Below are 13447 nucleotides of genomic sequence, written 5' to 3'. Positions count from 1 at the left end.
GCCGCTAAGCGGCTCAGGCCTGCCTGTAGGGTACCCCGATCTACGCTTTTGTCAATTCAACAAAATACACATATAAAAAAACCGGCAACAAACGGCCGGTTTTTTTACAGCACTCACTCAGCACGCCGTTTGCATTTGTCGCTGGGTAGCCTCGAAATGCCTTGTCTGAAAGGGCATCAGCGCTTGAACTTTCAAGCCCAACCCCTTATCTAGCCCCCAAGACAATGCCAATCGATCAACGCGGCCTTTTGTTGCAACGGCATGACCCTGCTTGTGAGATACGACAAGATTCAAAGCACGATTGGCCTCGGACACGCGAGAATCCGTAGCACATGTAAATTGAGTCAGTCGTTCAAACAGATAGCCAGCACGCCTAACCTCAACAGCGCTTCTGCCCTTACGCAAAAATGAGTTCAGTGCAGTTTCAAGGTTATCATTCGAGTACCAAAACGCACGAGCAGCTCTCACCAAGGCAGCGTCATCCGCTTGATCCAGAGGTTGCTTCGCCAGCCGTTCCAATTCAGTCGAGAGGACGGTGGCGCTATGGCGCTTCGTCATCATCGTGAGTCTCCAGATAATCCGCAATAATCCGCTTAAGGATCGAGTGTGGTGGTTCCTTGTTACCAACGTACACGTCAATCGCCTGTAAAGCCAGTCGATTCAGATCTGTGGTCAAGATTAGCCCCATCCGTAAGAGCTTTTCAATATCTTCGATGTCTTGCTCAGTAGCACGTCCGAGCTTTGAGATGGCTAAATCCAATGGGGCCGCAATGAAAATATGAATTGGAGAAGCGTCACCAAATTCTTCAAGGCGAATCGCACGATCGAGATAGTCCTCATGAAGTGGCCCAAGCGTCGTATTGAACGTGAGATCGTAGTTCAGGGCGAGGGTTCGCCCTGTAGGATCGACGAACGACTCAGGCGTAGCCCCTAGGCTTTCAATGAGCTCATCCTTGCTCAAAGATCGATCACAGTGAAAAATTTCGCCGTCAATATCTACCGAAACACGGTGATTGGTATACAGGTGTACCGCGACTCCACCAAAAATGATGATTTTCACAGCCCCTGGAGGATATTCCTCAAGCTCCTCTTCAACGCCTTTAAACATCGCCACAACTGCTTGCCCCAGCGGCTTGCTGGTATCAACGATGGCAGGAAGCACATCTGGAGCCTCTACAGTCACAGAATTCCCTCCCTGAGGGTACCAGTTGAAATTTAGAACGAAAATTGACACCGCTAAACCAGCAATTCAAGCAACGATCCCAAAAGACATTAACTGATTTATAAAAAGCCAAGCACTTATTGCTGAGCAAAATCGTATCAGATATCGACACATAATGCGTTACTCGATGCTCTAAGTGAGGGAGCACACGAACCAGCAAATAATAAGCGGTTGAAAAAACTCCACTCACCAACCAAAGAAATGAAATTGGCACACGGAAATCTCGTGTCCATCCCCACTTCCACAACTCAGCACCTTGATGGCGCGGGTGCGGGAGTTGATCGAGTCGTGACTCTCTGATGAAGTCGTCGATGGCACTGCCGTGATATCGGCCGACGCGTAGTTCACCAAACTAATTCCGGTCCTGAGCAATCAGGACCGGCGCTGGCAGTTCAGTCCAATCGGATATCCAACCCAAGCCCCGGCAGGCACCATTCCTGCCAACTTTTGTCTACGGCCGCACGCTCTTCAGCGTTGGCACAAAAATCCTTGGCCAACTCAAACAACGCCGCCACTCGCTGCCGGCGCTGCTCCGTGGTCATCTCGCCTCTGATCCCAACGGTCTGTACAGTCTGGAGAATTTTCGTGCATTGGGCCTCATCCAATCCCTCCGGAAAGATGGAAAAGCACGTTTTCTGACTGACATGAAGCAGCGGTGGCAGTACGCGCAGGATCAATCGGTGCAGTACTTTATCGCCCGTGACCACCGCAGGTGTGCCAATAAATGAATAACCCTGCTGGCGTAGCGTCGGCAGTATCAACCATAGGTTCAAATCCCCCGCCCGGTTGCGCAGGTACGGCACTGTGATGTGGCTACCCTCAACCTTTTGTCCCGACTGGAAAGCCAGGAAGGAATCCAGATACGAGTAGGCAGGCTTCGTATCCCCGTCGAGTTTGAGCGCCTGCTTACTTTTCAGCACAACCCCTAAGGCAGTCAACATAAGGCTGGAAGTGAAGCGCGGAATATCAGCCTGGCCAATTCGATCAAGCTCAGCCAGCGCCGTATCAACCGGCATCTTCCTCGACAGCAATGATTTCATGATCACCACATAGGGAAAAATGAGGCTGAACTGCGTCTTCAGTGCCGCTTCATTCCTGCGTAAAAGGGCCACTTGTTGCTCGGCGAAATTCGCTCGAAAGTTAAAGCCCAAATCGCACAAGGTTTGGGTCATCGCGTCTATTCGGGTAATCGGGTCAGCGCGAAACTCTGGATTGGAAAACCACTGTTCCATCAGCGCCGGCAACGGATTCAGAATGGACTGGTCTCGGACGTGCTGCGGCAGCTCGCGCGCCCAATCCACTTTACTCAGGGCATTGGTGTCCAGAAATAGCTCATAGGGACCATCGCCTTTCTTTGCATTCAGAAACGGCCACACCACTGCGCAACCACTTGGTGTGAGCACGCATCGTTCGTCATAAGGCACAGGGATATTAAGTTGCTGCATTGGAACACGAACCTCATCGCATTACTGTTTTTGACGCCCTAAATCTTATAGGTGACAGGCTACCCTTGCATGGCATCGTTCAAACGCATCCGCTGATTGATTATTGCGTATCCCAACTGTATTCCGGCCGGCGTATTTATCCGCCCTGCACCGACGGGGATACTGCACCACTGTCGCCTTTCGGATAAACGCTCATGACGAAGTCTGATTTCGCCGCCTGGTCCTGGACCGCAGGGGCAGGCATCGACGCAGAGATCCGGCTCTCTTCGATCTGGCCATCGACAGCAAGCTTCGAGCCTGCGATTTAATGAAGCCCAAGCTCCGCGTGCGCGATGTCGCTCCTGGCGAGTACGAATCATCACGAGTCATGGTGATGCAGCAGAAAATGCAGAGGCCGTCAGGATTACTAGCTCCTTTTTCTATATTTTCGTCGCAAGTTCATCGTAACGGCAGAAAGCATTGGCGAGTTGCATCTGGCGGGGTGTTCGGCATTGGGCCTCAAACAAAGTAGGCGATGCAACGAGTACACATACACATTTTGCACGTGATGTAGCGACATTCAGTCGGTTTAGGCTGTAGAGAAACTCCATGCCACGCGGTGCATCGGCGTAACTTGATGTTGTCATCGAGTAAATAACAATCGGCGCTTCCTGTCCTTGGAATTTGTCGACAGTTCCGATCCGAGCGCCCGAAATGCGGTCCTGTAGCTCGAACACCTGCGCATTGTAGGGAGCAATGATTAATATATCTTGAAGCGATATCAGTCGCTCAACACCATGTCTGTCGATCCAGGTAGTGCCTGACGCAAGGATTTCCTCCACGAGCGTTCGAACGCAATCAGCCTCTTCCGGCGATGAACTCTGATTGCCTTCAGAAACGACTGCAACATAGCGGAGGCCTGAACCATTGAGGCGTCCGGGTGAGCGAATTGCTTGAGCCTCCAATCCTGGGCGAGGATGAAGACGTCCCTCGTAGAATAGTTCGGACGTATAGGAGCAGATGTCCGGATGAAGACGCCATGTCTCCGCAAGAAAAAGTCCTCGGTCAGACGCAATCGTCTGCTCTTCACCTAGAATATGATGCAGAGCTGAAACATCAGTGCCTTCTGGATGACTACCCTGCATCGGCTGATCGAGTTGTTGCGGATCGCCTAGCAACACAACGCTATTCGCCGCTTGTGATACAGCAATTACATTCGCAAGCGCCATTTGCGCCGCTTCATCAATAAACAGCACATCTACGGATTGCGCTGCATCAGGCGACGCCCACAGCCAAGCAGTCCCTCCTGCCACATTTGCTCTGCTGCCGATGGCGTTTAGCAAATCAGCATTACTTTTTACAAATCGCAATCGCTGCTGATCTGGTTCCATCTCCGAAGGTTTTTGAAAGCAGCAAACATCAATTCCCATTTCTTCAGAAGCCTTCACAACTCCATCGAGAAGGTTACGGATGACCTTGTGGCTATTGGCAGTCACTCCAACAGTCTTCCCGGCTTGTACCAGAGAACAGATCATGCGTGAGCCTGTGTGCGTCTTGCCGGCACCTGGCGGCCCTTGAATTGGAAGCAGTCCACTTTCAATATGTGCCGCAACACGGAGTGCGGAATCTAGGGCAGACTCACCTTCATGCTGGATCGGTTGATTGCCTATACGAGGGGGCAGACGCATCAGAAGATCACGAGCGGCCTGAAAGTGTTCGCCTCCCTCCATCCCATGAGCAACGACATGTTCGCCGATGCGAACAAGCGCACTGGCGAGGACAGTCGTATTAATAACTGTGTGGGAAAAAACTGCCTCAGGATGAGTATTTGCACTGTCCCCTCTTTTCTTAATATCGACCCAACGTTCATCCAGAGAAATTGCGTCGACGCTGCCTAGCTTCCTGCCTCCCAAAGTGTGCAGATCCTCACTGCCGCGCATCTCCGTTTCTTGAGGAGGGAAGCTGTAGCGATGAATGGGTGCCTTAGCGGTTCCCCCATTCACGCCCACAAATGTTAGACCTGAAAGTCCAGCTCGCTCGTCGAGCAAATCTTCTGCCATAAGGTCGGAAAGGCGGAAATACTCCCACCAAAGCGCCTTCTGTTCTCGCCGGTGCCAGTCGAGCGAATGCGCGAGAATCCATCGAGCATTCTCCTCGGCCGTGCGCTCCGCCGCATCAGTAGGAACCCCGTCCGTCAACCGTTCGATAAGCCCATTGATCTTCTCTTGCCATTCACCAAGTGCCTCGCTTGGCACGCTCCCAGGGACTTCCGGTCGAGGAATGATATTGCCAACGTTGATCAAGTTGGTGCGCTGTATTTCTAGCCAGTCCCGAAGGCGCCATGTAGATACGCAATCATCTCGGTTGTATCCAGTCACAACAGAACGATCAACATCATTGATGAACGCTAAATCTCCCAGCTCAAGACATGCTTGAACCTTAGCAAGCGCCTTGTTTGCTTCTGAAAGTTCTGTATCCCGGCTGAAATCGTATAAGGGCTCAAGCTTTTTGATCGAGTAACTTTCCACGCTCGCTCGTAGACCATTTCGTATCACGCTGTAAAGGTCAACAAAACGTTTAGAGCGCAGAAGAGCATCAATCTCTTCTTCACGACTTGCATGACGCCCCATTAACCGTTTTAGAGCAGCCGGCTCATAGGGTGCGAAATGGTAAATGTGCAGATCCGGATATTGCTCCTGTCGAGCGACGACGAAATCGATGAAACGCTCGAAATTCAGTTTTTCTTCCTCACGAGATAGCGCCCAGTCAGCCGTATAAGCGATGCCATTGTTACCATCAATAAAAGTATAACCAAACAAGTACTCAAGGCCGCCTTCCCCAGCAAATGGGTCGCCCTCCAGATCGAAGAAGATATCCCCGACTGAAGGTTCGGGTAAGCTCGCTAAACCGAATCCCTCCGTAACAGGTAAAAGTTCGTGAAGCACACTCCCTGCTTCGCGTCCCTCGACCTGAATGCGCGCCTGCTCTCGTACCCGCTCGTACGAATGTACTGCCCCGCGCGACGGCCTCCATGGAAGCGGAACCGGCATTGCTGCTAGATCCGTCATGGTTTCTATGCCGTGCCGTTTTAACTCATCGATATGGACTTTGGTGATCCCGGCCACAAGCGAGAGATGGTCATCCTCTCGACGTTTCCGGTCGCAACGACTCTGCCAACGACAGATGTCGCAATGCTCCTTCGGTTCAGGATAGATCACCTCCCCCGCGAGCTCGATAGCAGCTACAAGGCTGCTTTTGACTCGTCGGAAGTACGCTGCGTAATCGTCCATTCGATACATCTGTGGCTCATACCCAGACCATGGGGCAACTACATAGCTATGCGTCGGGCAATTCCCTTGGATGGTGCCGACCAGATCCGCATACAAGCAAAGCTGCAAGACAGTTCCACCTTTGGTCTCACGAGCGAGCTTGGTATCAATCACCTCATAAGACCATGCTCCGAGATCGCTCTCGGCCTCTATTCGCCTGAGGACATCCGTGCGCCCCACCCAACCATTCGCGCGAAACGCGCCTTGTACTATGATCTCGTCCCCAGCGACCATGGCGCTCCTTGTGCGCTCGACCGATTCGTCATCAACTCCGACACCGTCAATGATTGTGACGGATAGACCTTGAGATCGTAGGTGCTCGACAAAGCCTTGTTCATGTCGCGCGCCACGCTCCCAAAGAATCTGCAGCAATGGGTCCCAGATAGCGGGGCGTTCTAGCTCGCCATTCGCCACAGCTAAGTCAAGGCTCGTTAAATGCCGGCAGTTAAGATGTCCAACCAAGTCAGAAGCACTGAGAAAAATCGAATCGCCTTGCCTTTGCATTTGATTCCGACCTCATCAAAAGTCCATTCAGATGCTCTGTCGTCCAAATGCCAGCTCTAGTGACTTTTAGGATTAGCCAAAGCGATACCCGCTCGTCGAGTGTAGTCAATAGTGGAAAATTCACTGTGGACAGAAAAACAGGCACTCAAACATACCCCGTCGTGCGCTACCTTAGAGCTTCATCCAGACCACACCTATAGGGAAGGTCGCGTGTACTCAATCACTCAGAGGGACATTTCATGCCCTACGATTTAGAAAATCGTCTAGTCATCGGCGTTGCATCTAGCGCCGTATTCGACCTCTCCGAGTCGGACGCAGTATTCAGAAGTCAAGGTGAGCAACACTATCGAAAATTTCAGGAAGAAAACCTGACAACTCCTTTGCCAAAGGGTATTGCGTTCTCATTCGTCAGGCGCTTGCTATCTCTTAATGACCTGAGCACAGATCCCGAAAATGATCCATTGGTGGAGGTGGTTCTACTATCCAGAAATGATCCCGACACTGGACTGCGCGTTATGAAAACCATCGAGCATTACGGTCTGGGCATCACTCGCGCTATTTTCATGCAGGGGCGTTCGCCCTATGAGTTCATTCCCGCGTTGAACATAGCCTTGTTTCTGTCTGCCAACAAAGAGGACGTAGATGCCGCGATCAAGGCTCGCTACCCTGCAGGTCAAGTGCTGGACTCAACGATCGTCGACGACGAACAAGACAACTCACTGCGTATTGCATTCGACTTCGATGGGGTATTGGCGGGGGACGAGTCCGAGGCGGTGATGCAAAGCCAAGGTCTTACGAACTTTCATGCCCATGAGGTTAAAAACGTGATGCAACCACACAATCCTGGCCCTTTGCAGGAGTTTCTCGTGCGGATGGGGAAGATTCAGGCTGCCGAAGAGCAGCGTAAAAAAGCCGATCCCAGTTACGAAAATCGCTTCCGTGTTTCTATCGTCACAGCGCGCAATGCGCCTTCACATTAACGGGCTTTAAATACGCTAAAAAGCTGGGGCGTGATGGCCAATGACGCGTTTTTTCTGGGCGGCATCGAAAAGAGGAAGGTATTGGGTGTGCTAAGACCGCATATTTTCTTCGATGACCAGTCGGGCCATCTACGTTCAGCCAGCACAGTAATGCCATCTGTACATATTCCGTTTGGAGTCACTAACGAGGTTTAAAGCTCATTGCTCGTTGCTCCATTGGTCTTGCCCTTAGGCTGCTGGCTAGCACAAGGAGGATTTTCTTTACCCCGGCTGCTGGTGCCGTGCGGGCGTTTGTTTTGATCAAGTAACTGTTTTTAAAGGCTTATAACGCTGATTGCGGCCAAGGCACGGGCCACACTTCTTTCACTGAGGGTTAGTTATCTGGCTCTCAGCGCCTGATCCTGGGTTCGAGCGGTCGGCCCAGGTGAACAACGCCATTTCTACGTCTGCCACTCGCCAGCCTGTCTCTGTTGGCGCCGCCAGAAGATTACATCCCGGCCGGACGATCTTCGCCGCATCGAGTTGCGTAACCAGGTCGGCGCAGAAGGCCTGGAATGCAACGTAGCCTCGGACCATCGAATTTTCATTACTGTCGTAAATTTCTTTAAGCAATCCGGCTTTAAGCATTGCTTCGCGTATACGCCCATCAAGGCTAGCGTGCATATCCGGCCGCAAGAACCGCAGCAGCTTCGATGCGTAGGTCAACCCGCACCCGGGGATCTGAAGCGCCGCAGTGATCGCGGCCTTTGGACTACCGATATTGGCAACTACTGGCTCGAAGATACTCAGCAGTGAAACGTTGCCCAGACCGACCTCAAATCTCATTCGGGGATCGTTCTTTCCGGCGCCCCAGGCGAGAAGCTCACGGACATAGTCCGTCGGTGCATCAGTGATTATCGTCTGTTTAACAAGCCAACTGCCACGGTCTTCTAACGACTTTATCCATGGGAAGGCGGGATATATGTCGCCCGGATACCCTCGTGCCTTGTGGTTCACGTTCGACCAGTTGTAGGCACGAAAGAAGGCAGGAAACTCATTGATATTTATGACGGACAAAATGCTTCCTTAGCGCTGTCCTGCGCCGGTAAATTCTTGCTAAGAGGTAAAAATTACTCATCGACGACACCACAAGACGCCTGAGTAAGGGAATCGGTATCAATGAGACTTTGATTGGACCTTGCCATCCACCAGTGTCACCGTCATATAGACATACACTTCAGTGCCCCACGTGTAGACTTGAACCCTCCCCGTACTTGCGGCTTCTTTACCGGGTATTTTCACGATTTCTAGTACCTCGTCATACGTCATTCCCGGTTGTATCGCTTGATACTGCCGCTCACTGATATTAGGGCGTTGTGCCCTGATTGTTTCAGCGCTAGGGAACCCAGTCTGCGACTGGTAGTTAACGGTATTGCCGTTTCCAGAAATGACCGGACTATTGCGACACTGCTGCTCTGCGACACTGCGGTTCCTGGTAATACCAGCGCAGCTACTGACGCCAAAGCGCCTAAAATCCCCGCATACAAACCTATTTTTTTCATACTCACCATACGACGCTCTAAAAAGTAAGGAAATAAGGAACGTTGCCCGCAAGCACCCGAGAAACGATGCCATGGGACGTATTAAACTTAAACGCGGATCCACTCGCCAGGATCATCAGGTAACCCGAGAACAGACGTATCCAGCAACTCAAATGTTCTGGGGTGCAGCACCGAGCTAGTTGCATCACTTGTCAGATCATTGATCGCATCGGTAATGCTTCGATAGCTGCCCAGGCTCTCATCATCAAATACTGGGTGAAATCGCCCGTCAGTCGACTGGGCAATGTAGAAGGCGCCAACCTGCGTCGGATACCTCAAAAGAGCTCGCATCGATTTGCCTCCCTGCATCGAGGCCACAATGCCATCGATCGTTAATGAGCAATGTAGAAAAAGCCACTATAAAGCCATCACACCTATTTCAAACCAATTAGCGCAATCAGGCAAGAGCTGGAGCAAGCCGTTCTGATAGAAGATTCCAGCAAGAGCCAGTCGTTTTGTAGGGGGAAAAACGCTTTAAAATAAAAAGGGGTCGCGAGATAAAATCTCGCAACCCCTTGAATTATATGGTCGGGACGGAGTGATTCGAACACTCGACCCCTAGCACCCCATCTCCTTTTTCATACTTCCTGAAAGCTTCCAAAATTTTACTCTGGATTTTTCTAAGCTAGTATTTACTTGAGCTCCAGCGGTGTTCTGCTCTACGAGAGTCCAGGAACGTCCATCAAGAGCCGACGTTTTTGTGGGGGTAAAAGTAGGGGGAGTCCATTTCATGGCCAAAATCACCATCAAAGAACTCGAGTCGCTGACTCCCAACGATGCCGGCCGAATCCTCCGAGAGGACGGCAATCTGGCCGGTCGAATCTCAGCCCGCAAGGACGGTGTATCGGTCAGCTTTTTCTATCGTTATCGCTGGGGCGACCAGAACAAAGAGTACGCCTGCGGAACCTGGCCGCGCAAATCCCTGACGGACATCCGCAAGGCGCGTAACCAGGCCAGGGCGCTCATTGATGAGCAGATCAATCCCAACGAGCAAAAGAAAACCGCCAAGGCACAGGCATACGCTGCTGCTAACGTAGAGGCCGAACAAGTAAACACGACGAAGGTGAAAACGCTGACCGTCCAGGACCTGGTCAAGGCCTGGCTATTGGATGGCGTCGCGCGTAAAGACGGCAATGCCGAGTTGCAAAGACGCTTTAACAAGGACCTTTTGCCAGCACTCGGCAAGACCGCAGTGAGCAGCGTCTCCGAACACGATGTTCGGGCGCTGATCCGCACCGTGGTCAACCGCGGCGCTCACCGGCAAGCCATCAGCTTCTTCGCCGACCTCACCCAGATGTTTAGCTGGGCTAGAAAGCGACAACCTTGGCGGGCCTTATTGATCGAGGGTGATCCAACTGAGCTGGTCGACATCTCCCCCTTGATCCCTGCCGACTACGAAGCGGAAAGAAGCCGCATCCTTTCCCCGGCGGAGCTGTTAGAACTGCACAACCGCTTCCAGCAAATGACCGCCGATTACGACGCCCTCCCCGCGGGCCAAAAATACGACGGCATTCGTCCACTAAAGAAGGAAACGCAGCTCGCGCTCTGGATTAGCCTGGGCACGCTGTGCCGGATTGGTGAATTGCTCCAGGCCGAATGGAAAAATGTCGATCTGGACCGGCAGACGTGGTTCCTCCCCAGCGAAAACGTCAAAGGCACTCGCGGCAAGAAACAGGACCACTATGTCTTCCTCTCCCCCTTTACCCTGCATTTCTTTCAGGAACTCAAGACCCTGACGGGAGACTCCCAGTGGTGCTTTCCGAACAAGCAGGATGACGGACATGTGGACGTGAAAGTGGTGAGCAAGCAGGTGGGTGACCGCCAAGCCCGGTTCAAAAACCGCAAGGCCCTCTCCAGACGGTGCCATGACGATACCCTGGTCCTTGCCGACGGCCAAAACGGCGACTGGACGCCGCATGACCTGCGCCGCACGGGCGCGACCATGATGCAGGCTTTGGGGGTCAACCTGGACGTCATCGATCGCTGCCAAAACCATGTGTTGGCAGGCTCTCGGGTGAGGCGCCATTACCTGCATCACGACTATGCCGGAGAGAAGAAAAACGCCTGGAACCTGTTAAGCGATCAGCTCAGTGCCGTGCTGTCCTCAACTTACGCGCACACGCCAAACGAGTCGATGTTGTCTTTTCCAGCGTACGCGACGCCAGAGACGCGAACACCGTCATAGGCTGTTGCACCCAGAGTTTTCCGGAATTTAACACCGCGACACTCTGTGTCATGACCTTAAATTAGCCATGAGCAAAGGTGACAGACTGCATGTACAGATTCGTGAACTTCACCGTCGTGGAACTGTTCGAAAAAGTATGGCAAACACCCATGATCAAACTGGCCCACAACATTGGTGTTTGACACGCTTTTGCCGCGAGCTGATTGAGCCTTGGCAGAAAATTGCCCGAAACACTCATCAGGAATGGGAAGTCTGTTCTGAGTTGTTAGTGCGGACAGACCCGGCGTCGAAGCTTGATATGCCCCTCAATGTTTTTGCGGGACGGATAGATGGCTCTGGCCGAGTGACCTTGAGTACCTTACATAGCGCCAAAGGTCGCGAGTTTGACGCGGTCATCATCTTTGGTATCAATGCTCAAGACTTCCCCAACTGTCGCGACGCTAAGTCAGAACGAGGCATGCGCGAAGCTAGACGTCTGTTCTATGTCGGCGTAACGCGGCCTCGAAAAGAGCTCTGTTTGGTTTTTCAGAAAGCTAATCACTCGCCTTGGGTCACTGAGCTGTATCAGCGAAGCCAGCAGCTTTGAGTTCTTCCCTGATAACGCAGCTAAGCTTAGGCACTAGCATCGTAGTGAATATATTTTGGCAGTTGGTACGCGGGCACCTGTCTCGTCGCCATATGTCACGCGCCTTAGGCCAATACTGGTAACGGCCCCGTGCCATAGATATCATCGCCAGCTATTCCGGAAAGTGCGAACTGATGCCCATTTTGCAAAACCATCGGAAGTCTATGGCGCGCCTGTTGATGCGCTGCCTGGTGGACCGCCAGCTGGCACCTCGCGACCTTGCCCAACCCCTGCATATCGTGCTTCCCCGCTGGGACGCCAAACTGGGCGACGCGATCGTTTCTTCATTCTTCTTTCGCGAAGCGCACAAGCTCGGTGCCCGGGTCACCGTGCTCACCGTACCGGAGCTGGTCGACCTGCATCGGCTCGATTTCGGCGTCGACCGGGTCATCTCTGTCGCTTGCGCACCCACGCTGACCGGGCTGGGCCCACTGGTACGGGAATTGGGATCGGTCGATGTGTTTGTCCACCTAGTTGGCCGTATCCAACCCATCGAGATGCTGTTCATCCGCTTACTTAAGCCCGCCCGGGTCTACTCGCTGGATGATGCCTTGCACTGCGTCAGCGGCAAGCTTGGTGAAGCAACCGCGCAGCTCAACGTGGTCGAGCGCTATACCCGGGTCCTGCTCGACCTCGGTGCGACCCGTATCAACCGCGACTATATCGTCCCGCTTCCCGAACGACAGGACGACAACGTCGCGCACATCCTGGTCAACCCCTATGCCAGCCGACCTGATAAAAGCCTTGGGTTCGCCAGAGCGCTCTCGCTGGTCCGTGCCCTGGCGGATGTCTGGCCGCAGCACCATATTGGCATTCTGTGCAGTCCCGCCAGCCGTGCCGAGGCACTGCAGCTCGGACACGCCATCGCCCGCAGCAACGTCCGGACACTGGTCGAACTGGATACGCCCCGCGCGGTCGCGGGTTCCATCCAGCGGGCCAGAGTGGTTGTCAGTGTCGATACTGCCATCGTGCACATGGCCGTCGGACTGAAGGCGGCATTGGTCGCGATCTATCCGGCCAGCAACTCTTCCAATCCCTGGCTGCCGCCGCTTTCCCCCCATACCCGGGTTGTGTTTAGTCGCCAGGGACCACGTCAGTACCCGCACACCGGCAGGAAAAACATGAACGAATTCACTGATGCCGACGTGATTCAACCCGTCGCCGAACTGCTCCAAAAGTCAATCGATGCGGCCCTCGCAGTGGATGCGCATATCGTTTCAGGTCTGGGCGTGGCCACTGGCACGCTGGCCCGCCAGCTGCCCTTGATCAGCCGGTCTTTTCCTGAAATCGCCGATTGCCATCCGGGTACGCTGAACCTGCAATTGTCACGACCGCTGCGTTTGATCCATCCTCATCACCGCAGCGCACCGCTGGCTTGGACACCGAGCGGACGTACCAGGGAGGTGTTCGACTTGCTGCGTATCGAGCTGGAATTCGACCACCTTGCCCACCGCGTGCCGGCCTGGCTGTACGTCGCCCATGGCTCGCCACACCGGCAGACCCCGACGGTGCACGAGGTGATCGCGACTCGCCTGGAGCTAAACGGGGCCCAACGTTGCCGCGTGCACCTGCCGGCGCATGCGGTGGAACTGTCCTGA

General features: G+C 53.3%; 9 protein-coding genes and 2 pseudogenes. 5 read left to right on the top strand and 6 right to left on the bottom strand.

Features of this window, described 5'->3' with window-relative positions; genetic code table 11:
• Positions 1–117: 117 nt before the first annotated feature.
• The 3 genes from RGM2987_RS13700 to RGM2987_RS13690 form a co-directional block, all read right to left on the bottom strand.
• On the bottom strand, positions 118–561 hold the full coding sequence (locus RGM2987_RS13700; protein ID WP_348529637.1) for a hypothetical protein: 444 nt from the start codon (positions 559–561) through the stop codon (positions 118–120).
• A complete protein-coding gene (locus RGM2987_RS13695) occupies positions 542–1183 on the bottom strand; it encodes a DUF6036 family nucleotidyltransferase (protein ID WP_245142004.1) in 642 nt (213 codons plus the stop codon). Before RGM2987_RS13695 ends, RGM2987_RS13700 begins: the two co-directional genes overlap by 20 nt.
• 431 nt (positions 1184–1614) lie before the next feature.
• The gene (locus RGM2987_RS13690) at positions 1615–2667 is read right to left on the bottom strand and encodes a hypothetical protein (RefSeq protein ID WP_245142002.1); all 1053 of its coding nucleotides are present in this window, start codon (positions 2665–2667) and stop codon (positions 1615–1617) included.
• Positions 2668–2884: 217 nt separating this feature from the next.
• Here RGM2987_RS13690 and RGM2987_RS13685 point away from each other — a divergent pair.
• A pseudogene (locus tag RGM2987_RS13685) lies at positions 2885–3064 on the top strand (hypothetical protein); the annotation flags it as partial.
• A gap of 22 nt (positions 3065–3086) precedes the next feature.
• Here the strand turns inward: RGM2987_RS13685 and RGM2987_RS13680 are convergent.
• The gene (locus RGM2987_RS13680) at positions 3087–6479 is read right to left on the bottom strand and encodes a TM0106 family RecB-like putative nuclease (protein WP_245141999.1); all 3393 of its coding nucleotides are present in this window, start codon (positions 6477–6479) and stop codon (positions 3087–3089) included.
• 239 nt (positions 6480–6718) lie between these two features.
• On the opposite strand from RGM2987_RS13680, the pseudogene RGM2987_RS13675 reads away from it, so the two are divergent.
• Positions 6719–7654, top strand: a pseudogene (locus RGM2987_RS13675) (5'-nucleotidase).
• A 168-nt stretch (positions 7655–7822) separates the two neighbouring features.
• Here the strand turns inward: RGM2987_RS13675 and RGM2987_RS13670 are convergent.
• Positions 7823–8515 (bottom strand): hypothetical protein, encoded by a 693-nt coding sequence (locus tag RGM2987_RS13670; protein ID WP_245141997.1) that lies wholly within the window; start codon positions 8513–8515, stop codon positions 7823–7825.
• Between the two features lie 572 nt (positions 8516–9087).
• Positions 9088–9330: a hypothetical protein gene (locus RGM2987_RS13665; RefSeq protein ID WP_245141994.1), complete on the bottom strand. Its 243-nt coding sequence runs from the start codon at positions 9328–9330 to the stop codon at positions 9088–9090.
• A 439-nt stretch (positions 9331–9769) separates the two neighbouring features.
• Here RGM2987_RS13665 and RGM2987_RS13660 point away from each other — a divergent pair, with 439 nt between their 5' ends.
• From RGM2987_RS13660 to RGM2987_RS13650, 3 genes are all read left to right on the top strand, one after another.
• Positions 9770–11224 (top strand): site-specific integrase, encoded by a 1455-nt coding sequence (locus RGM2987_RS13660; protein WP_245141991.1) that lies wholly within the window; start codon positions 9770–9772, stop codon positions 11222–11224.
• A gap of 67 nt (positions 11225–11291) precedes the next feature.
• Positions 11292–11810 (top strand): 3'-5' exonuclease, encoded by a 519-nt coding sequence (locus RGM2987_RS13655; protein WP_245141989.1) that lies wholly within the window; start codon positions 11292–11294, stop codon positions 11808–11810.
• Between the two features lie 173 nt (positions 11811–11983).
• The gene (locus RGM2987_RS13650) at positions 11984–13447 is read left to right on the top strand and encodes a glycosyltransferase family 9 protein (protein ID WP_245141986.1); all 1464 of its coding nucleotides are present in this window, start codon (positions 11984–11986) and stop codon (positions 13445–13447) included.

The sequence above is a fragment of the Pseudomonas sp. RGM2987 genome (genome assembly GCF_022952855.1).
GTDB lineage: Bacteria > Pseudomonadota > Gammaproteobacteria > Pseudomonadales > Pseudomonadaceae > Aquipseudomonas.
This window is presented reverse-complemented; position numbering and strand designations above follow the sequence as displayed.